At 71.9% G+C, this 21,326-nt stretch carries 14 protein-coding genes and 2 pseudogenes; 8 read left to right on the plus strand and 8 right to left on the minus strand.

Translation table 11 applies throughout. The features are described from left to right. Positions 1–115 precede the first annotated feature (115 nt). Both ppdK and ACZ79I_RS12870 read right to left on the minus strand, forming a co-directional pair. Positions 116–2,857, minus strand: coding sequence for a pyruvate, phosphate dikinase (gene ppdK / locus ACZ79I_RS12865; RefSeq protein WP_471497080.1), 2,742 nt, complete (start codon positions 2,855–2,857; stop codon positions 116–118). 432 nt (positions 2,858–3,289) lie between these two features. After that, positions 3,290–4,510 carry an ROK family protein gene (locus ACZ79I_RS12870; RefSeq protein WP_471497082.1) on the minus strand — a complete coding sequence of 407 codons (1,221 nt, stop codon included), beginning with the start codon at positions 4,508–4,510 and terminating at the stop codon, positions 3,290–3,292. A gap of 120 nt (positions 4,511–4,630) precedes the next feature. On the opposite strand from ACZ79I_RS12870, the gene ACZ79I_RS12875 reads away from it, so the two are divergent. The 3 genes from ACZ79I_RS12875 to ACZ79I_RS12885 all read left to right on the plus strand — a co-directional run bounded on the left by ACZ79I_RS12875 (position 4,631) and on the right by ACZ79I_RS12885 (position 10,967). After that, a complete protein-coding gene (locus ACZ79I_RS12875) occupies positions 4,631–6,163 on the plus strand; it encodes an MGH1-like glycoside hydrolase domain-containing protein (RefSeq protein ID WP_471497084.1) in 1,533 nt (510 codons plus the stop codon). Further along, positions 6,160–8,097: an amylo-alpha-1,6-glucosidase gene (locus ACZ79I_RS12880; protein ID WP_471497086.1), complete on the plus strand. Its 1,938-nt coding sequence runs from the start codon at positions 6,160–6,162 to the stop codon at positions 8,095–8,097. The genes ACZ79I_RS12875 and ACZ79I_RS12880 overlap by 4 nt, the downstream gene beginning before the upstream one ends. Before the next feature lie 1,211 nt (positions 8,098–9,308). Then, the gene (locus ACZ79I_RS12885) at positions 9,309–10,967 is read left to right on the plus strand and encodes an LTA synthase family protein (RefSeq protein WP_471504907.1); all 1,659 of its coding nucleotides are present in this window, start codon (positions 9,309–9,311) and stop codon (positions 10,965–10,967) included. A 12-nt stretch (positions 10,968–10,979) separates the two neighbouring features. Here ACZ79I_RS12885 and dusB read toward each other — a convergent pair whose 3' ends face one another. Then, complete coding sequence (gene dusB, locus ACZ79I_RS12890; RefSeq protein WP_471497088.1) at positions 10,980–12,128, minus strand: tRNA dihydrouridine synthase DusB; 1,149 nt, start codon at positions 12,126–12,128, stop codon at positions 10,980–10,982. Positions 12,129–12,224: 96 nt separating this feature from the next. Here dusB and ACZ79I_RS12895 point away from each other — a divergent pair, with 96 nt between their 5' ends. Further along, positions 12,225–13,676, plus strand: a complete 1,452-nt coding sequence (locus ACZ79I_RS12895; protein ID WP_471497090.1) for an MFS transporter — start codon at positions 12,225–12,227, stop codon at positions 13,674–13,676. 84 nt (positions 13,677–13,760) lie between these two features. Here ACZ79I_RS12895 and ACZ79I_RS12900 read toward each other — a convergent pair whose 3' ends face one another. After that, complete coding sequence (locus ACZ79I_RS12900; protein WP_471497091.1) at positions 13,761–14,672, minus strand: helix-turn-helix transcriptional regulator; 912 nt, start codon at positions 14,670–14,672, stop codon at positions 13,761–13,763. Between the two features lie 101 nt (positions 14,673–14,773). Here ACZ79I_RS12900 and ACZ79I_RS12905 point away from each other — a divergent pair, with 101 nt between their 5' ends. Together ACZ79I_RS12905 and ACZ79I_RS12910 are read left to right on the plus strand one after the other, a co-directional pair. Then, positions 14,774–16,201, plus strand: coding sequence for an MFS transporter (locus ACZ79I_RS12905; protein ID WP_471497093.1), 1,428 nt, complete (start codon positions 14,774–14,776; stop codon positions 16,199–16,201). 144 nt (positions 16,202–16,345) lie between these two features. Continuing rightward, positions 16,346–16,552 (plus strand): hypothetical protein, encoded by a 207-nt coding sequence (locus ACZ79I_RS12910; protein WP_471497095.1) that lies wholly within the window; start codon positions 16,346–16,348, stop codon positions 16,550–16,552. Between the two features lie 256 nt (positions 16,553–16,808). Here ACZ79I_RS12910 and ACZ79I_RS12915 read toward each other — a convergent pair whose 3' ends face one another. Then, the gene (locus ACZ79I_RS12915; protein ID WP_471497097.1) at positions 16,809–17,426 is read right to left on the minus strand and encodes a CGNR zinc finger domain-containing protein; all 618 of its coding nucleotides are present in this window, start codon (positions 17,424–17,426) and stop codon (positions 16,809–16,811) included. 21 nt (positions 17,427–17,447) lie between these two features. On the opposite strand from ACZ79I_RS12915, the gene ACZ79I_RS12920 reads away from it, so the two are divergent. After that, on the plus strand, positions 17,448–17,903 hold the full coding sequence (locus ACZ79I_RS12920; protein ID WP_471497099.1) for a VOC family protein: 456 nt from the start codon (positions 17,448–17,450) through the stop codon (positions 17,901–17,903). Between the two features lie 54 nt (positions 17,904–17,957). On the opposite strand, the pseudogene ACZ79I_RS12925 reads toward ACZ79I_RS12920, so the two are convergent. Next, positions 17,958–18,317 (minus strand): annotated as a pseudogene (locus ACZ79I_RS12925) (TetR/AcrR family transcriptional regulator); the annotation flags it as partial. 24 nt (positions 18,318–18,341) lie between these two features. Here ACZ79I_RS12925 and ACZ79I_RS12930 point away from each other — a divergent pair. After that, positions 18,342–19,015, plus strand: a pseudogene (locus ACZ79I_RS12930) (glycosyl hydrolase family 18 protein); the annotation flags it as partial. Between the two features lie 11 nt (positions 19,016–19,026). Here the strand turns inward: ACZ79I_RS12930 and ACZ79I_RS12935 are convergent. Both ACZ79I_RS12935 and ACZ79I_RS12940 read right to left on the minus strand, forming a co-directional pair. Continuing rightward, a complete protein-coding gene (locus ACZ79I_RS12935; RefSeq protein ID WP_471497100.1) occupies positions 19,027–19,638 on the minus strand; it encodes a LysE family translocator in 612 nt (203 codons plus the stop codon). 157 nt (positions 19,639–19,795) lie between these two features. Continuing rightward, complete coding sequence (locus ACZ79I_RS12940) at positions 19,796–21,178, minus strand: glycine--tRNA ligase (protein WP_471497102.1); 1,383 nt, start codon at positions 21,176–21,178, stop codon at positions 19,796–19,798. Positions 21,179–21,326 lie beyond the last annotated feature (148 nt).

Consider the following 21,326-nt stretch of genomic DNA (forward strand, 5'->3'; position numbering starts at 1 on the left):
TGATGCACGAGAGGGCGGCACCCCCGCACAGGGTGCCGCCCCTCCTGGTACGCCGGGACCGTTGCCGCGTCGGCGAGGGTCAGGTGGCCGTCAACGGTCCCGGGGTCCGTGTCGCCTAGCGGTGGTCGCTGCCCTCCGAGGAGGACGCCGCGCGCCCCGCCTCCAGGCGGGCCACCGGGATCCGGAAGGGGGAGCAGGAGACGTAGTCCAGCCCGACCTCGTGGAAGAAGTGCACCGACTCGGGGTCACCGCCGTGCTCGCCGCAGACGCCGAGCTTGAGGTCGGGGCGGGTGGCACGGCCGGCCTGGGCGGCGGCCTTCACCAGGGAGCCCACGCCGTCCCTGTCGATCGTCTCGAAGGGGGAGACGCCGAAGATGCCCTTCTCCAGGTAGGCCGTGAAGAAGCTGGCCTCCACGTCGTCCCGGCTGAAGCCCCACACCGTCTGGGTCAGGTCGTTGGTGCCGAAGGAGAAGAACTCGGCGGCCTCGGCGATCTGCCCCGCCGTCAGCGCGGCGCGCGGCAGCTCGATCATCGTGCCGATGGCCAGCTTCAGCCGCGCCCCCGTGGCCTCCTCGACCTCCGCGATGACCCGGTCCGCCTCCTCGCGCACGATCTCCAGCTCCTGGACCGTGCCGACGAGCGGGATCATGATCTCGGCGCGGGGGTCGCCCTTCGCGGCCTTGCGCTCGGCGGCCGCCTCCGCGATCGCCCGTACCTGCATCGTGAACAGGCCCGGGATGACCAGGCCGAGGCGCACACCGCGCAGGCCCAGCATCGGGTTCTGCTCGTGCAGCCGGTGCACGGCCTGCAGCAGGCGCAGCTCGTTCTCGTGCGGCTCCTGGCGGGCCTCCGCCAGCGCCACGCGCACCGACAGCTCGGTGATGTCGGGCAGGAACTCGTGCAGCGGCGGGTCGAGGAGCCGGATGGTGACCGGCAGTCCGTCCATCGCCTCGAACAGCTCCACGAAGTCCTTCTTCTGCAGCGGGAGCAGCTCCTTGAGGGAGTCCTCCCGCTCCGTCTCCGTGTCCGCCAGGATCAGGCGCTCGACCAGCTCGCGGCGGTCGCCGAGGAACATGTGCTCCGTGCGGCACAGGCCGATGCCCTGGGCGCCGAAGCGGCGCGCCCTCAGCGCGTCCTCGGCGTTGTCCGCGTTCGCCCGTACCCGCAGCCGGCGCTTGCGGTCCGCGAAGGCCATGATGCGGTGCACGGCCTCCACCAGTTCGTCGGCGTCGTCGGCGCCCGCGTGCATCCGGCCCTCGAAGTACTCGACGACCGGGGACGGGACCACCGGGACCTCGTCCAGGTACACCTTGCCCGAAGATCCGTCGATGGAGATGAGGTCGCCCTCCTCGACCACCACGCCGCCCGGTGCCGTCAGGCGCCGGCGCTTGGTGTCGACCTCCAGCTCCTCGGCGCCGCAGACGCAGGTCTTGCCCATGCCGCGGGCCACGACCGCGGCGTGGGAGGTCTTGCCGCCGCGCGAGGTGAGGATGCCCTCCGCCGCGATCATGCCGTCCAGGTCGTCGGGGTTGGTCTCGCGGCGGATGAGGATGACCTTCTCGCCCGAGCGCGACCACTTGACCGCCGTGTACGAGTCGAAGACCGCCTTGCCGACGGCCGCACCCGGCGACGCCGCGATGCCCCGGCCGAGCTGCTCCACCTTCGCCTGCTCGTCGAAGCGCGGGAACATCAGCTGGGCGAGCTGGGCGCCCGTCACCCGCTGCAGCGCCTCCGCCTCGTCGATCAGGCCCTGGTCCACGAGCTGGGTGGCGATGCGGAAGGCCGCGCCCGCCGTGCGCTTGCCGACGCGGGTCTGCAGCATCCACAACTGGCCGCGCTCGATGGTGAACTCGATGTCGCAGAGGTCCTTGTAGTGGTTCTCCAGCGTCTCCATGATCTGCATCAGCTGGTCGTACGACTTCTTGTCGATCTGCTCCAGCTCGGCGAGCGGCACCGTGTTGCGGATGCCCGCGACCACGTCCTCGCCCTGCGCGTTCTGCAGGTAGTCGCCGTAGACGCCCTGGTGGCCGGAGGCCGGGTCGCGGGTGAACGCCACGCCCGTACCGGAGTCGGGGCCGAGGTTGCCGAAGACCATGGAGCAGACGTTCACCGCGGTGCCCAGGTCGTGCGGGATGCGCTCCTGGCGGCGGTAGAGCTTCGCGCGGTCGCCGTTCCACGAGTCGAAGACCGCCTTGATGGCGAGGTCCATCTGCTCGCGCGGGTCCTGCGGGAAGTCGCGCCCGGCCTCGGTCTTGACGATCTTCTTGAACTTCGTGACCAGCTTCTTGAGGTCCGCGGCGTCCAACTCCGTGTCGACCGTGGCCTTCTTGGCCTTCTTGGCCGCGTCGAGCGCGTCCTCGAAGAGGTCGCCCTCGACGCCGAGGACCGTCTTGCCGAACATCTGGATGAGACGGCGGTAGGAGTCCCACGCGAAGCGCTCGTCGCCGGCCTGCTTCGCCAGTCCCTGCACGGACTTGTCGGAGAGGCCGATGTTGAGGACGGTGTCCATCATGCCCGGCATGGAGAACTTCGCCCCGGAACGAACCGAGACGAGCAGGGGGTTGTCGGCCTGGCCGAGCTTCTTGCCCATCCCCTCCTCAAGAGCGGCGAGGTGCGCACTCACCTCGTCACGCAGTGCCGCCGGCTCCTCGCCGCTGTCGAGGTAGACCTTGCACGCCTCGGTGGTGATGGTGAAGCCCGGAGGGACGGGGAGACCCAGATTGGTCATCTCCGCGAGGTTCGCGCCCTTGCCGCCGAGAAGGTCTTTGAGGTCCTTGTTGCCCTCGGTGAAGTCGTAAACGAACTTCACGCCTTCCGCGGCGTTCTCCGTTACGTGGGGATCTTTGTTTTCCGACACGGTCTCGACTCCTCGAGGACGCGATAGCTGCCCTGACGGCGAGGAACATACCCAGATCGAAGGCGCCTGGGTACGTCTACTTGCGCGTCATACGCCCGTAACCACCCGTCCGCCACCGGATTGAAAGTCAAGGCTTTGCAACTCATGACACACCGATGTTTTCACTTCTTGAACGAATGAAGACCCGTAGATGACCCGTGGCGCTCACATGAGCGGGATTCAGCACGTCTGATTTCGATCGATGAACGATCAAGTGGTGGCACTCAGTGCCAGCACTTGGAGAAGTGCAACCACCCAAGATCCGCTCATCTGAGCGCGACCCTTATCAGGGGTGGCGAGAATCACGCGCTCGAGGGGCCCCCGATTCCACCATCCGGACGCGCCACGGGGCCGGAACACGGCGGTTACACGGGCGGGGCGGGCCGCCGCCCCTCAGACACCGAGCGCGAGCAGCCGCTCCTCCACCCGCTCCGGGGCATACAGGTACTCGACGACCAGCGCACCCGCCCCGACCAGAGCCGACCGCTCCCCGAGCCGTGAGGTCACCACGTCCAGGTGCGCGGTGGAGCGGGGCAGCGCCCGCTGGTACAGCAGCTCCCGCACCCCCGTGAGGAAGTGAGTTCCGGCCAAATCCCCGGCGATCATCAGCACGCCGGGGTTCAGCAGCGTCACCACGGTCGCGAGGACGTCCCCGACCCGCCGCCCGGCCTCCCGCGCGAGCGCCACGGCCTCCGGATGCCCCGCGGCCAGCAGGTCCCGTACGTCCGATCCCGAGGCGGCCGGCACCCCCGCCTCCGCGAGCCGGCGTGCGACGGCGCCTCCGCTCGCCACCGCCGCCAGACAGCCGTACGAACCGCACCGGCACAGCGCGCCGGCGCCCTCGGGAACGCGGATGTGCCCGATGTCCCCGGCGCCGCCGTCGATACCGCGGTAGATCCGGCCACCGACGACCACGCCCGCCCCGATCCCGGTGGACACCTTGATCAGCACGAACGCCGAGCAGTCCGGGTGACCGGCGCGCTGTTCGCCGTACGCCATCAGGTTCGCGTCGTTCTCGACCAGCACCGGCACGTCCGCGGCGCCGTGCGCGTGCTCCGCGAAGGCCCGCCGCAGGCGCCCCCTGATGTCGTAGCCGTCCCAGCCCGGCATGATCGGCGGCTGGACGACCCGGCCGGTGTCGCTGTCGACGGGGCCGGGCACGGCGAGCCCAATCCCGCACACCTCGTGCGCCCGATGGCCGGCCTTCTCCAGCAACTGGGCGAACCAGCGGCCCAGTTCGCCGAGCACGGCCTCCGGCCCGTCCTCGATCACCAGGGCTCCGGAGTGCTCGGCCAGGATCTCGCCGGACAGGGACAGGGCCGCGGCGCGCGCGTGGCGTGTGTCGAGGTCGGCGGCGAGGACCACCGCGTGGGCGTCGTCGAACTCCAGGGTGATCGAGGGACGGCCGCCGAGCGGGGAGCCGACCGGCCCGCCCGCGCCCTCGCGCAGCCAGCCGGCCCGGAAGAGACGGTCCAGTCGCTGGCCGACCGTGGCCCGGGACAGACCCGTGGCCTGCTGGAGGGCGCCACGGGTCGTGGCGCGGCCGCTGCGCACCAGTTGGAGCAGATCCCCGGCGCCGGCCTGAGCGCCCGGCCTCCCGGCCCGTCCGGTCATGCACACCCCCTTGCGTTCACCAATCCTGCATTACATATTGAGTTTTGCGTGTTAAATAGACGTAACCCTACGGTAGCTACTGCCGAACCGGCCGGCCGGATGTCTTTCGGGGAGACCTGAGTGGACCGCACTACCCAACTCACCGCCCACCGCACGGAACTCACGGGTTCCCTGCGCACCACCGGCTCACCGCCGGGGCACGGACCGCGTGAGACCGTCCGTCCCGGGACCGGTGTATACGATCCGGTCACCACGGGCGCGGGAACGCCGCACGTCAGGGCGGCGCGGGTGCTGGAGGACAACTGGACGGGGACGTCGACGGTGCCGTCGCGCGGCCTGTATCCGCACCAGTGGTCCTGGGACTCGGCGTTCATCGCGATCGGCCTGCGCCACGTCTCGCCGTTACGGGCGCAGACCGAGCTGGAGACGCTGCTCGACGCCCAGTGGGCGGACGGGCGGATCCCGCACATCGTCTTCAACCCCTCCGTGCCGCTCGACGCGTACTTCCCCAGCCCCGACTTCTGGCGTTCCTCGACCGCGGGTCGTGCTGCGGGCGCCCCGCGCACCGTACAGACCTCGGGCATCGTCCAGCCACCGGTGCACGCGCTCGCGGCCTGGCTGGTGCACCGCGCCGACCCCGGGCTGTCCCGGGCGCGCGGTTTCCTCTCCCGTGTCTACCCCCGGCTCGCGGCCTGGCACCGCTATCTGCTGCACCGCCGCGACCTGGGCGGCGGGGGGCTCGCCTCGGTGGTGCACCCCTGGGAGCAGGGCATGGACAACAGCCCCGCCTGGGACGCTCCGCTGTCCCGCATCACCCCCGCCCCGACCCGCTCCTTCCGCCGCGCCGACCTCGACCACGGCGCACCCGAGGACCGCCCGACCGACCTGGACTACGGGCGGTACGTGCGGCTGGCGGCGGACTACCGCGACCGCGGATACGCCGACCGCCCAGACGAAAGAGTGGCCCGCAGGGCCCCGGCCGAGGACGGGTTCGCGGTGGAGGACCCCTCGTTCAACGCGCTGCTGATCGCGTCGGAGCACGCACTGGCCCGCATCGCACACGAGCTGGGCGCGACGGGCACCGCCCGGCACGCCCGCGCCGAGCGTCTCACCGCGGCCCTGGTCGACCGCCTCTGGGATCCGGCCGAGGGCCTGTTCTTCTGCCGGGACGTGCGCGGCGGCGCCCTCATCCCCGAGCGCACCGTCTCCGGGCTGATCCCGCTGCTGCTGCCCGCGCTTCCCCGTGACATCGCGACCGCGCTCGTGCGCACCCTGCACGGACCGCACTTCGGGCTCGGCGGCGCCACCCGGCTCGTGCCGAGTTACGACCTGCTGGGCGAGGCCTTCGACCCGCACCGGTACTGGCGCGGGCCCGCCTGGTTCAACACCGGCTGGCTGGTGGAGCGCGGCCTGCGCACGCACGGGGAGCAGGCGCGGGCCGACGCGCTGCGCGCGGCCCTGCTCCAGACGGCCGAGGCCACGGACTTCGCGGAGTACGCCGACCCGTACACGGGCGAGGCATGCGGGGCGCTCGGCTTCAGCTGGACCGCCGCGCTCACGCTCGACCTGCTCCACCAGCGCCCCGGACACGGCGTGTCCCCGGGGGGCGCCGGCACGTTCGACAGGAGTGACAAGGGAGGGGGCCGGCGATGACGGACCGGCATCATCTGCTCGTGCACGGCACGACGTTCGCCGCCGTGGGAGACGGCGGGGACATCAGCGGGGTGCGGGGCGGCGGCTTTCCCGCCGGGTTGTTCGTACGCGACGCACGGCATCTGAGCCGGTGGCAGCTCACCGTGGACGGGGCCGTGCCCGAGACGCTCACCCCGGTCGCGGACAGCGACGCGGCCCGGTGCGTGCTCGTGCCGCGCGGCGGCCGGCAGGAGCCGCCCGCCTACACGGTCTTCCGTGAACAGGCCGTCGCCGACAGCGCGTTCGTGGAGTCGGTGCGCGTCACCAGCAACCGCCCGGTCCCCACCACGGTCCGCATCGCGGTCACCGCGGACGCCGACTTCACCGACCAGTTCGAGCTGCGTTCCGACCACCGTACGTACGCCAAGACGGGCGCCCTGCGCTCCCGCCGGATCCTCGACGACGGGGTGGAGTTCGGCTACCGGCGCGGCGAATGGCACTCCCGTACGACGGTCACCGCCGATCCCCCGCCGGACGGCGTGGAGGAGACGGGGACGGGCGCCCGCCGCCTCGTGTGGACGCTGGAGCTGGAGCCGCACGGCTCGGCGGAGCTGGCCCTGCGGGTCGCCGCCCGGCCGCACGGGGCGGTGCAGGACCCGGCGGTCCCGCCCTCCCCCGCCGCCGCGGGCGAACGGCTCCTCGCCCTGGAAGGCGAGTTCATGGAGGGCGTGGCGTTCCCCACGGGCTGGCCCGAGCTGGCCGCGGCCTGCGCGCGGGGCCTGTCCGACCTCGCCGCGCTCCAGGTCCCGGCGGCGGGCCCCGACGGCGAGGACCTGCGCGTCCCCGCGGCCGGCGCCCCCTGGTTCCTCACCCTGCTGGGCCGCGACGCGCTCCTCACCTCGCTCTTCGCCCTGCCCTACCGGCCCGGGCTGGCCGCGGCCACACTGCCCGCGCTCGCCGCGACGCAGGCGACCGAGGTCGGCACGCGGTCGGTGGCCCAGCCGGGGAAGATCGTGCACGAGGTGCGGCACGGGGAGCTGGCCCACTTCGGCCAGGTGCCGTACGGGCGTTACTACGGCTCGGTCGACGCGACCCCTCTCTTCCTGGTGCTGCTCGGGGCGTACGTGGAGCGGACCGGTGACGTGGCGATGGCCCGCCGCCTCGAAGCCCACGCCCGCGCGGCGATCGGCTGGATGCTGGACCACGGCGGGCTCACCTCCCGCGGCTACCTCGTCTACCGCGCCGACCAGGGCGGCCTCGCCAACCAGAACTGGAAGGACTCCCCCGGCGCGATCTGCTCCGCCGACGGCAGCCGCCCCACCGGGCCGGTCATGGCGGCGGGCGCGCAGGGGTACGCGTACGACGCGCTGCGCCGCACCGCGCATCTGGCCCGCACGGTGTGGGGCGACGAGGTGTACGCGGCGCTGCTGGAACAGGCGGCCGGAGACCTGCGCGACCGCTTCCAGCGGGACTTCTGGATGGACGACCGCTCCTTCCCGGCGCTGGCGCTGGACGGCGAGGGCCGCCAGGTGGACGCGCTCGCGTCGGACGCGGGCCATCTGCTGTGGTCGGGCCTGCTGGACAAGGAGTACGGGGAACTGGTCGGCAGGCGCCTGCTGGAGCCGGACTTCTTCTCCGGCTGGGGCGTGCGCACGCTGGCCGCCGACCAGGCGGCGTACCACCCGATGTCGTACCACCGCGGGTCGGTCTGGCCGCACGACAACGCGCTGATCACACTGGGCCTGGCGCGCTACGGACTGCACGACGAGGCCCGCGCGGTGGCTCACGCGCTGGTCGACGCCGCGACGGCGACGGGCCACCGGCTGCCGGAGGTGCTCGCCGGGTACGGCCGCGACACGCATCCGGAGCCGGTGCCGTACCCGCACGCCTGCGTCCGCGAGTCCCGCTCGGCGGCGACACCGCTCGCGCTGCTGACCGCGGTGGGCGGGGCCTGAGCGCTCCGCCGGCCGTCCGGCGCGCCGCGCGGGTGCGGTGGGGCGCCCCCGTTCGAGCGTGATGGGGAGCTTGGGGGAGGCCGGCCGCGCCCACGGGGCGGAGCCGTATCTCGACACGGTCCCGCGCCCCTACGGGGCGCTGCCGGAGCGCACGTCTCCGACCCCGTCGGCGCGGAACAGGCCGCGCCGCGGGGCCGGTCGGGACGAACCCGCCCGGGACCGCGATCGCGGGACCCGAAGACCGGTCCGCGGGAGCCGTTGACCTCGGGTTTGCCGGGTGTTTGCCGGGCTCTGGGGCTTCGCTGTTGAACGTACGCATCCGGCTGCGCGTACGGGAGGACGGCGGGCCCGGCCTCCCCCAGCGTGGCCCGCCTCCTCGCCACGGGCTTCGCACGGAAGGACCCTTCGGGTTGCCTCTCAACACACGCTCACGAGACACGACGGACCAGCCCGGGGCGGCCACGGACGAGGTCCCGCCGGCAGGGCTGGAGGAAGGAGCGGCCACCGCCCCGTCGGCCACCGCCGGGTCGGCGGCGACGCGTCCCGCGAAGCCGGAACCGGACAGCGGGGGCGCCGCGACGGCGGCGGCACAGGAGCCGCCGGAACCGTCCGGCCCCGTCCCGGCGACCGACGACCGAACCGCGTCCGCCGACGCCTCGGCCCAGCCGTCCCCGGACGGACACGCCGAGCCGACGGCGAACGGTCCCGGACCGGCGACCGACGCGCCACAAGTCACCGCCGGCGGGGCCGAGTCCCCCGGCGCCACCGCGTCCGGCCCCGGCCCGGACACCGCACCGGCGGCCCACGAACCGGCGGACGCCCCCGCCCCCGCGACCGACGACCCGCAGGACACGGAAAGCCCCGCCGACAGCACCCCGGCCGACACAACCGCCTCCCCGGACGCCGACCCCGGCACCGACACCGGCACCAGCACCGGCACCAGCACCGGCACCGGCACAGCAGCCGACGGCACTTGCGAGGCTCCCGCGCCCCCCGCGCCCGTCACGGAAGCCGGAGCCGCACCCGAGGCACCCGAGGGCGTGGAGCCCCCGGAGGCCGAAGCCGGACCCGCCAGCCCCGAGACCACGAAGCCTCCGGAGGCCACCGAACCCCCGGAGGCCGCCGAGCCCGCGGACCGCGCGGCCCCCGCCCCCGGCGGCGGGGCCGACGGCAGCGCTGCGGAGGCCGAGTCCATACGCCCGCGCCGCCGCCTGCGCGCCTGGCGTGCCCGGCACCCGGGTGCCGCACGGGTGCTCGCCCTCACCGTCACCGTTCTCGCCGGCGCCCTCGTCGTCGTCTCGCTCGTGCTGCCCAACAGGGCCGAGAACCTCCAACTCGCCCACTTCACCCGCATACCGGTGGAGGCGCTGATGGGCGCCGTCGTGCTGACCGCGCTGCCGCGGCGGCCCCGGCTGGTGGCGGCCTGGCTCGGCGGGATCGCGCTGGGCGTGCTGACCGTGCTCAACCTGCTCGACATCGGCTTCAACCAGTACCTCGGGCGCGGCTTCAACGTCATGCTCGACTGGCCGCTCTTCAGCGACGCGGAGTCCTATCTGGAGGACACGCTGGGCCGCGCGGGTGCCCTGGGCGTGGTGGTCGGCGCGATCGCGATCGTCCTCGTCGTCCTCGTCCTCTCCGCGCTCGCCGTCGTCCGGCTCAGCAGTGTCATGGTGCGCAACCGGGCCACCACCACCCGCGCGGTCCTCGTCCTCAGCATGGTGTGGATGACCTGCACCGCCCTCGGCCTCCAGAACGGCGGCGTGCCGCTGGCCTCCGAGAGCACCGTCACGATGGTCAAGTACCGCACCGACCTCCTGCGCCAGACCATCCGCGACGAGCGGGAGTTCGCGCGGACCGCCCAGGCCGACGCGTTCGGCGACACCCCGGGTTCCCAGCTCGTGCCCGATCTGCGCGGCAAGGACATGATCTTCACCTTCATCGAGAGCTACGGCCGCAGTGCGATCGAGGACCCGGTCATGGCGCCCGGCGTCGACAGGACCCTGCAAGACAGCACCGCGGCGCTCGCCAAGGCCGGTTTCCACGCCAAGAGCGGCTGGCTGACCTCGGCGACGTACGGCGGCAGCAGCTGGCTCGGCCACTCCACGTTCCTGTCGGGCCTGTGGATCGACAACCAGAACCGCTACCGCACGGTGACCGCCGGAGACCACCTCAGCCTCACCAAGGCGTTCAAGAAGACGGGCGCCTGGGACACGGTCGGCGTCATGCCCGGCGTGCAGAAGGGCTGGCCGGAGCAGAAGTTCTACGGCCTGGACAAGGTCTACAACGCCTTCCAGATGGGCTACAAGGGCCCGAAGTTCAGCTGGTCGACGATGCCCGACCAGTACGCCCTGCAGGCGTTCCAGCGCCTGGAGCACAGCAGGAAGCGCGACAAGCCCCTGATGTCGGAGATCATCCTGACCTCCAGCCACCAGCCGTGGGCGCCCATCCCCAAGATGGTCGGCTGGGACCGACTGGGCGACGGCTCGGTCTTCGACGCCATCGAGAAGGCGGGCAACAACCCGGCGGACATCATCACCGACTCCGCCCGCTCGAAGGAGGAGTACGGCAAGTCCATCCAGTACTCGGTGACCGCCCTGACCCAGTGGCTGGAGCGCTACGGCAACGACGACACGGTGCTCGTCTTCCTCGGCGACCACCAGCCGATCTCCCGCGTCAGCGGCAACCACGCCAGCCGTGACGTGCCGTGCGCGATCGTCGCCAAGGACCCGAAGGTGCTCGACAGGATCGCCGGCTGGGGGTGGACGGACGGTCTGCGCCCGGCGCACAACGCCCCGGTGTGGAAGATGAGTTCGTTCCGCGACCGCTTCCTGACGGCGTACGGCTCCACCCCGCACCCGTCGAAGCGCTGACCCGCGCGGCGGTCAGCCGCCGGAGGTGTCCAGCTCCGCGTCCTCGCCGACCCCCGCGCAGTCGTACGGGTCCCGCAGCCAGCCGTCCGGCAGCACCACCCGGTTGTTGCCCGACGTACGGCCGCGGGGCCCGTCGGCGCCGGACGGCCAGGGCTGGTCGAGGTCCAACCGGTCGAGTCCGGACCGCAGTTCCTCCAGCGAGGAGGTGATCGCCAGCCGCTTCCGCATCTCCGAGCCGACCGCGAAGCCCTTCAGGTACCAGGCCACGTGCTTGCGGAAGTCGATGACGCCGCGCGACTCGTCGCCGATCCACTCGCCGAGCAGCGTGGCGTGCCGGACCATGACGTCGGCGACCTCGCGCAGCGCCGGACGCGTGAGGTCCCCGGTCCGTCCCTCGAAGGCCGCCACCAGATCCGCGAACAGCCATGGCCGGCCCAGGCACCCGCGGCCGACCACGACGCCGTCACAGCCCGTCTCGCGCACCATCCGCAGCGCGTCCCCGGCCGACCAGATGTCGCCGTTGCCGAGCACCGGGATCTCCGGCACGTGCTCCTTCAGCCGTGCGATGGCGTCCCAGTCCGCCGTGCCGCCGTAGTGCTGGGCGGTGGTGCGGCCGTGCAGGGCGATGGCCGTCACGCCCTCCTCCACGGCGATCCGCCCGGCGTCCAGGTAGGTGAGGTGGTCGTCGTCGATGCCCTTGCGCATCTTGATGGTGACCGGGAGGTCGCCGGCGCCGCCGACGGCCTCGCGCAGGATCGCCCGCAGCAGGTTGCGCTTGTACGGGAGGGCGGAGCCGCCGCCTTTGCGGGTCACCTTGGGCACGGGGCAGCCGAAGTTCAGGTCGATGTGGTCGGCCAGGTCCTCCTCGGCGATCATGCGGACGGCCTTGCCGACGGTCGCCGGGTCCACGCCGTACAGCTGGATCGAGCGCGGCTGCTCGCTCGCGTCGAACCTGATCAGCTGCATGGTCTTCTCGTTGCGCTCGACCAGCGCCCGGGTCGTGATCATCTCGCTGACGAACAGCCCCTTGCCCTCGCTGAACTCTCGGCACAGCGTGCGGAAGGGCGCGTTGGTGATCCCGGCCATGGGCGCGAGCACGACGGGCGGCTGGACGGTGTGCGGGCCGATCTGCAGTGTCGGGTTCCTCGGCGGCGTGGGCATTGCTCCATTGTCACGCACGCCGGGGGTACCCGATGCGGCGACGGTGTATCACTCATTAGTTAGACGCACTATTCAAATCGGCGTACGATGACGACCATGCCCGAGCTCAGCCACCGCCGGCGCCTGCTGGTGCTCGCGATCTGCTGCATGAGCCTGCTGATCGTGGGCCTCGACGTCACCGTCCTGAACGTCGCGCTCCCCTCGATGCAGAGGGAGCTGCACGCGACCCTGGCGGGCCTGCAGTGGACGATCGACGCGTACACCGTGGTCCTGGCCGCGCTGCTGATGCTCGCGGGTTCCACGGCCGACCGGATCGGCCGCAAGCGCGTCTTCATGGCGGGGCTGACCGTCTTCAGCGCCGGCTCGCTGCTGTGCTCGCTCGCCCCGGACCTGAATCTGCTCGTGGTGTTCCGCATGGTGCAGGCGGTCGGCGGTTCGATGCTCAACCCGGTCGCGATGTCGATCATCACCAACACGTTCACCCACCCCCGGGAGCGGGCCCGCGCGATCGGCGTGTGGGGCGCCGTGGTCGGCATATCCATGGCGGCGGGCCCGCTGGTCGGGGGGCTGCTGGTGGAGTCCGTCGGCTGGCGCTCGATCTTCTGGCTCAACCTGCCGGTCGGGCTGGCCGCCCTGCTGCTCACCCTCCGCTACGTCCCTGAGTCCCGGGCCCCCCGGGCCCGCCGCCCCGACCCGGTCGGCCAGCTGCTGATGATCGCCCTGTTCGGCTCCCTGACATACGCGATCATCGAGGCGCCGAACGCCGGCCCCGCCACGGTCCTGCCCTTCGCGGGCCTCGCGCTCATGGCCCTGCTCGGCCTGCTGTGGTACGAGCCCCGCCGCACCGAGCCCCTCATCGACCTGCGCTTCTTCCGGTCGGCCCCGTTCAGCGGCGCCACGCTGATAGCGATCTGCGGCTTCGCGGCCCTGGGCGGCTTCCTGTTCCTGTCCACGCTCTACCTGCAGAGCGTGCGCGGCCTGGACGCCCTGCACGCGGGCCTGTGGATGCTCCCGATGGCGACCCCGACCTTCCTGTGCGCGCCCCTGTCCGGCCGCCTGGTCGGCAGCCGCGGCCCCCGCCTGCCGCTGCTGATCGCCGGCTGCGCGATGACCGCCAGCGCCGTGCTGTTCGCGGCCTTCGAGGCGGAGACGTCGAACCGCACCCTGGCCCTCGGATACGTCCTGTTCGGCGTCGGCTTCGGTTTCCTCAACGCGCCCATCACCAACACCGCCGTCTCCGGCATGCCCCGCGCCCAGGCCGGTGTCGCCGCCGCCGTCGCCTCCACCAGCCGCCAGCTCGGCCAGACCCTCGGTGTGGCGGTGGTCGGCGCCGTGCTGGCCTCGGGCGTGGGCTCGTCGCCGTACCGGGACGCCTTCGTCTCCGCCGCCCGCCCCGGCTGGTGGATCCTCACCGCCTGCGGCCTCGCGGTGCTGTTCCTGGGCGCGCTGACGACCGGCCGCTGGGGCCGCCGGACGGCCGACCGCACGGCGGAACGGCTGCAGGAGACCGAGGTACGGCAGGCGGCGGGCATCGGCACGCCCGGTTAGCCGCGCCGGGCCGCCCGGTCAGGACCCGGCGGATCCGCGGTCCGCGAACCGCCCAGGCCCCTGCCGCTCCAGCGCGATCGCGTCTCAGGCCCCCTGCCGCTCCAGCGCGATCGCGTGCAGCTTCTCCAGCTTCTCCCGCGAGTCCGCGTCGGCCGGCGCGTACGTCACCATCCGCGCCCCGTTGTGCGGCCCCAGCCACAGATCCGTGTGGTCCACCGCCAGCATCCCGACATGGGCGTTGCGGAACTCCTTGCGCTTGCTGCGGGAGCTCACCACCTCGTGCCGCTCCCATGCCGCGCGGAACTCTGCGGACTCGGTGGTCAGCCGCTTGAGCAGCATCTTCCAGGCGGGCTCGGCGAGATGGTCGGCCATCGAGGCGCGGAACTTGGCGGCCATCAGCCGCATCGTCTCCTCCAGCTGCACGATCGACGTCTGCCAGTCGGCGTTCGTGTAGCACAGCAGCATGACGTTGCGGTCCGCCGGCGGCACGGCGTCCAAGTCGCACAGCAGCAGCCCGTAGGTGCTGTTGTAGGCGATGATGTCGTACCGGCTGTTCTGGATGCAGGCGGGGATCGGCTCCAGCTGCTTCAGGAGAATGCGCTGGGCCTCGGTGGCCGAGGGGCAGTTCGTGCCGGGCACCGGGTCGGCGGCCGCGGCGAGGTTGAACAGGTGGGCCCGCTCGCTGGAGTCGAGCAGCAGGGTGCGGGCGAGGGCGTCGAGGACCTGCACGGAGACCTGGATGTCCCGGGCCTGTTCCAGCCAGGTGTACCAGGTGACGCCGACCGCGGACAGCTGCGCGACCTCCTCGCGGCGCAGGCCCGGGGTGCGGCGGCGCCGGCCGCGGGGCAGTCCGACCTGCTCGGGCGTGATGTGCTCGCGCCGGTGCCGCAGGAACGCGGCCAGTTCGTGCCGCCGGATCTCGGACGCCCGCGTCCCGGAGCCGTCCGCGTCCCGGGGCTCCCGGGCCGCCCCCGTCTGCTGCACCATGGTCGCCATGCCCCCAGCCTGCCGCCCGTCGGAACCTGTTTCCAGGTAGTGCTTGTACCAGGATAAAGACACTCTGGTACCACGCTGAGAGCCGTCGGAGGCTCGAAGGCGTGACCGAGACTCTCACTTCCCGTACCGTCCGTTCCCCGGTGGAGACACCGCAGTTGGGCGGCCTCGGACTCTTCACGGTGCTGCTCGCGGCGGCGCTGCCCCTCATCGACTTCTTCATCGTCAACGTCGCCCTGCCGACGATGGGCAGGGACCTGCACGCGGGCGAGTCCGTCCTCGAACTCGTCGTCGCCGGGTACGGGCTCTCGTACGCCGTCCTGCTCGTGCTCGGCGGCCGGCTGGGCGACCTCTTCGGGCGGCGCGCCTTCTTCCTCGGCGGGATGGCCGCCTTCGGGCTGACCTCGCTGGCGTGCGGGCTCGCCCCGAACGCCTGGACGCTGGTGGCGGCGCGCGTGGCCCAGGGCGCCGCGGCCGCGGCGATGCTGCCCCAGGTGCTCGCCACCATCCAGGCGGCGACCGGCGGGCAGCGCCGCGCCAGGGCGATGGGCCTGTACGGCGCGACGGCCGGGCTGTCCATGGTGGCCGGGCAGATCCTCGGCGGCGTGCTGGTGGCCGCGGACATAGCGGGCACCGGCTGGCGTTCGGTGTTCCTCGTCAACGTCCCGGTGGTGCTCGTCGGCCTGGTCCTGGCCGTACGCGCCGTGCCGGAGACCCGCTCCCGGCGCCCGGAGCCGGTGGACGGTCCCGGCACCGTCCTGCTCGCCCTGTCGCTGGTGACCCTGCTCGCGCCGCTGACCGAGGGCCGCGCGGCGGGCTGGCCGCTGTGGACCTGGTTGTCGCTGGCCGCGTCCCCGTTCGCGGTGTGGGCGTTCTACGCGGTGGAGCGCCGCGCGGACCGGCAGGGCCGTACGCCGCTGGTGCCGCCGAGCCTGTTCGCGCTGGTGTCGCTGCGCCGCGGCCTGGTGATGGTGGTGCCGTTCTCCATCGGCTTCAGCGGCTTCATGTTCGTCATCGCCGTGGCGCTGCAGCGCGGCGCGGGCCTGGGGCCGGTGCCGGCGGGCCTGGCGCTGGCTCCCATGGCGATCGTCTTCTTCGCCGTCTCGCTGTGGGGACCGCGCCTGATCGCCCGGCACGGCACCCGGGTGGTGACCGCGGGCGGCCTGATCCAGGGGGCCGGGGTGGCTCTGATCGCGCTGGCCGCGTGGCGGGCCTGGCCGGACCTGGGCGTGGTGGAGCTGCTGCCGGGCGCGGCGGTGGCCGGGGCGGGCCAGGCGCTCCAGTTGCCCGTCCTGTTCCGGATCATCCTCTCCGAGGTCCCGCCGGCCCGGGCGGGCGTGGGCAGCGGGGTCATGATCACCACCCAGCAGTCGGCGCTGGCGCTGGGCGTGGCGACGCTCGGCTCGCTCTTCCTGGCGCTGGTGCCCGGTATGGGCATGCGGGACGCGCTGGTCGTCACGCTCCTGGCCCAGCTGGCCGGAGTGGCCGTGACGACGGCGCTGAGCCTGCGGCTGCCGCGCTCGGTCGGCTAGCGCGGTGCCCGGCGGCCCCGCCCCGTGCCCCCGCACGGCGCGGCGCGGGGCCGCCGGCAACTCGCCGCCGCGGGAAGCCCCGTTGATCTTTCCGTTGCTGCACACTCCTTGCTGCGCGAACAGACGGGTACCCCTGGAGGCGTCATGCTGCAGATCAACAGGAGCAAGGTCAGCCGCTGGGACCGGCACGGGCGCGAACACGTCGTGCGGGTGCAGCGGACCGGTGCGCGGCGCACGATCAGCTGCGACACGTGCGGCTGGTCCCAGAGCACACAGTTCCTGCCCTGGCTGAAGGCCGAGGAACACCTCGCGGAGGCGCACCAGGCGACGGTGGACCCCTCGGACGCCTAGGGTCTGTCGAGAAAGCGCCGGCCACAGCCACTCGTTGAGGACTGCGGCCGGCATGGTCGCTTCGTGGCGGGCATCTCGTTTGCCGGAGCCCGCGAGCGGCCGCCCCTGACATCGGGCGGCGCGAACCCCGTGCGCGCCGGTGATCGATTGCCGCGTCGACCAAGCCGACGATGTGTGCCACCTCGATCTGGTCGGGACAGACCCGAGGCGCCCCCGGCCCACCGCGCCGGGCCGGGGGGACCGGTGGGCATGGCGGTCATCCGTCCTCGGACCGGCGGGCGCGCAGGCTGCGCACCTTGTGGAGGTTGCCGCAGTGCTCCATGGAGCACCAGCGACGCCGGCCGGGACGGGAGGTGTCGACGTACACCAACTGGCAGTCGTCGGCGGCGCACATGCGGATGCGGTGCGCGTAGGGGCCGGTGAGCAGGTCCACGGCGTCGCGGGCGACGGTGGACAGCAGCTGGGCGCCGCTGCCCGGCCCGGCCCAGGCCCGTGCGCCGTCGGCGCCGATGGCGGGGGCGAGGGGCGGCCGAGCGGCGGCCTCGTTGACGATCCGCAGGTCGGCGCGGGCGCCCGGGGTTCCTTCGGTGCGGGCGAGGACGACCCGCCACAGTGCGTCCCGCACCCTTCGCGCCGCCGCGAGCTCGTCCTGCGCGATCCGCAGCACGGGTGTCGGGGACAGCCGGGACCGCTCCGCCCAGGCGGCCAGATCGGCGGGCTCGTGCAACGTCTCGTAGCGCCGGAAGGCCCCCGGTCCGCCGGTGGTGAGCAGTTCCAGGCTCAGGGCGCCCGGGTCGAAGCGGTAGGCGGCCCCGGTGCGGGACCGCAGCACGATTCCGTTCCCATCGGCAGGGATCGTGGACGACGACGGCATGTAACCAATATAAGTAGTTACATGGCAGCACTGAACTGGAAACTGGTCGTCGACACGCGCGACGCGATCGCCCTCGCCGACTTCTGGGCCGCGGCGCTGGAGTACGAGGTGGAGGACAACGGCCCGCTGATCTCCCGCCTGCTGGCGGCGGGCCGACTGCCGCAGGCGGCGGTCGCCGAGCACCGCGGCACCCACGTCTTCCGGGGCTTGGCTGCGATCCGGCACCCTGAGGACCCGTACGACGAGGAGACGGGCATCGGCCGGGGGCGCCGCATCCTGTTCCAGGACGTTCCCGAGCCGAAGTCCGCGAAGAACCGCCTGCACATCGACGTCCACGCCGGCCCGGACGCACGCGAGGCGACGGTTGCGCGGCTGGAGTGCCTGGGCGCGACCCGCGTCGAGGAGGTGGACAAGGGCCCGGCCGGCCGCTGGTGGGTCATGCGGGACCCGGAGGGCAACGAGTTCTGCGTCGCGTAGCCCGTCGTCGCGCAGCCCGTCTCAGGACGACCGCTCCACCGCCGGGGAGCGCGGTCAGGCCCGCAGCCCGCGCAGCACCAGCTCCAGGACCGCCTCGAACTCGGTGTCGATGCCGGGCTGTTCCCACGCGCGGTGGTAACCCGGGTCGTGGAAGCGGCCGGTTGCCTGGAAGAGGGCCCGGGCCGTGGTGGCGGGGTCGGCCGCGGCGAAGGAGCCGGACTCCACACCGTCACGGACGATCTCCGTGAGCTGAGCGGTCAGGTCCGCGATGTGCTGGTCCACAACCCGGCTGTTCTCCCCGGTCAGCACGCTGAACGTGGCGAACAGTTCCGGGTCGTCCCCCGCCTTGTGCCGCTTGGCGTCGAACAGTCCCCTCAGCCAGTCCCGCAGTCGCGCCTCGGGGTCGCGCCCCTGCGTGACGAACCCGTGTCATCTGTCACCCGCATCGCCGCGCACGGCTACAACGTGATCAACGCGGCGTTCCCGGTCATCCGCTCCGACGGCACCGCGCTGTGGGAGGACGGCATGGACACAGGGGTGAAGGTGGCCACCCCGGCGGAGATGTGCGCGGCGAAGGCCGCGGGCGCGACGATCCTGCTCTCGATCGGCGGCGCGGCGGCGGGCATCGACCTCAGCTCCACCGCCGTGGCCGACCGGTCCGTTTCGACGATCGTGCCGATCCTGAAAGAGGTACAACTTCGACGGCATCGACATCGACATCGAGACGGGCCTGGTCGGCAGCGGCGCCATCGGCCACCTGTCCCCGTCGCAGGCCAACCTGATCCGCGTCATCGACGGGGTGCTGGCGCAGATGCCGCCGGGCTTCGGCCTGACGATGGCCCCGGAGACGGCGTACGTCACCGGCGGCAGCGTCACGTACGGCTCGATCTGGGGCGCGTACCTGCCGATCACCAAGAAGTACGCGGACAACGGCCGTCTGTGGTGGCTGAACATGCAGTACTACAACGGCGGCATGTACGGCTGCTCCGGCGACTCAGGCATGGCGGCACTACGGCACGAGTCTGAAGGGCCTGATGACCTGGTCGGTCGACTGGGACGGCTCGAAGAACTGGACGTTCGGGGACACCGTGAGGGCCCTGCAGGGCCGCTGAGCCGTCGGGCGTCAGCGCGCCGTGAGCGCCAGCTTGGCACCGAGCGCCGCGAACGACCCCGCGAAGGTGCGCCGCAGCCACGCCATCACCCGCGGCCGGGAGGTGACGTGGCTGCGTACGGAGGCGGCCAGGACGCCGTACGCGGCGAAGACCACGAACGTCACCAGCATGAACACACCGCTGAGTGCCAGCATGCGCACGACCGCGTGCGGCTCTCCGGGACCCACGAACTGCGGCAGGAAGGCGAAGAAGAAGATCGTCAGCTTCGGATTGAGGATGTTGATCAGCACACCCCGGACGATCACCCGTGTCGCCGAGCGCGGGGCCGCGGCCTCTTCGACGGCGATCACGTCCTTGTCCCGCACGGTCACCCAGGCCATGTAGAGGAGGTAGGCCACACCGGCGTACTTGAGGATCTGGAAGGCCGAGGCACTGGCGTTCAGCAGTGCGGCCACACCGGTGACGGTGGCCAGCACGTGGGGCACGATCCCGAGCGTGCAGCCGACGGCGGCGACGACGCTCGCGCGGCGGCCGCGCGAGAGTCCTGCGGCGAGCGTGTAGACGACGCCGGTGCCCGGGGTGGCGACGACGACGAGGGTGGTCAGCAGGAAGGCGATGTCCATGCGTCCACCCTCGCGGGGCGGTGATCCCCCGGAACAGGGCCAATCCGGCGGGCATATCGAGGACCAATGGAACCCATACCGAGGATCAGCGAGAGGACCCATGACGAACGCCGGACGGGAGATCCCGTCCGGCGTTCAGGAGATCCGGAGGTGAGACCTAGCAGCCGATCAGGCGCCCGGCCAGGTAACCCTCGATCTGGTCGAGGGACACCCGCTCCTGCTTCATCGAGTCACGCTCGCGCACCGTCACCGCGTTGTCGTCCAGCGTGTCGAAGTCGACCGTCACGCAGTACGGCGTGCCGATCTCGTCCTGGCGGCGGTAGCGGCGGCCGATGGCGCCCGCGTCGTCGAACTCGATGTTCCAGTTCCGGCGCAGGGTCTGGGCCAGGCCCTTGGCCTTCGGGGACAGTTCGGGGTTGCGCGACAGCGGGAGCACCGCGACCTTCACCGGCGCGAGGCGGTGGTCCAGGCGCAGCACCGTGCGCTTCTCCATCTTGCCCTTGGCGTTCGGCGCCTCGTCCTCGACGTAGGCGTCCAGGAGGAACGCCAGCATCGTGCGGCCGACGCCCGCCGCCGGCTCGATGACGTACGGCGTCCAGCGCTCGCCGGCCTCCTGGTCGAAGTACGACAGGTCCTGGCCGGATGCCTTGGAGTGCGCGGTGAGGTCGTAGTCGGTGCGGTTGGCGACGCCCTCCAGCTCGCCCCACTCCGAGCCGCCGAACTGGAAGCGGTACTCGATGTCGGCCGTGCGCTTGGAGTAGTGGGAGAGCTTCTCCTTCGGGTGCTCGTACCAGCGCATGTTCTCCTCGCGCAGGCCGAGGCCCGTGTACCAGTTCCAGCGCTCCTGCATCCAGTACTCGTGCCACTTCTCGTCCTCGCCCGGCTTGACGAAGAACTCCATCTCCATCTGCTCGAACTCGCGGGTGCGGAAGATGAAGTTGCCCGGCGTGATCTCGTTGCGGAACGACTTGCCCATCTGCGCGATGCCGAACGGCGGCTTGCGGCGGGAGGTCTGCTGGGTCTGGAGGAAGTTGGTGAAGATGCCCTGCGCGGTCTCGGGGCGCAGATACGCGACGGAGCCGCTGTCCTGCGTCGGGCCGAGGTGGGTGGAGAGCAGGCCCGAGAACTGCTTGGGCTCGGTGAACTGGCCCTTGGTGCCGCAGTTGGGGCAGTTGATCTCCGCGAGGCCGTTCTGCGGGAGACGGCCGTGCTTGGCCTCGTACGCCTCCTCCAGGTGGTCGGCGCGGAAACGCTTGTGACAGGAGGTGCACTCGGTGAGCGGGTCGGTGAAGGTGGCGACGTGACCGGAGGCCACCCAGACCTCGGTCGCCAGGATCACCGACGAGTCGATACCGACGACGTCCTCGCGTGACGTCACCATGTAGCGCCACCACTGGCGCTTGATGTTCTCCTTGAGCTCGACACCAAGAGGTCCGTAGTCCCAGGCGGCCCGCTGACCGCCGTAGATCTCGCTGCAGGGGAATACGAAGCCACGGCGCTTGCTCAGGTTGACGATGGTGTCGATCTTGTCGGCGGCCACGGTGCTCTCTTCATTACGACGACGGGCGACGAAGCGACTGCTTCAGAGCATTGCTTCAGAGCGAATGCTTCAGGTTACCGGCGGGGGCTCCCCTCCGATCAAATCGGTCGGCACCGAAAGCGGGTCCCCGGGTTCACGGACTCCTCAC

This window comes from Streptomyces sp. PSU-S4-23 (genome assembly GCF_055632315.1).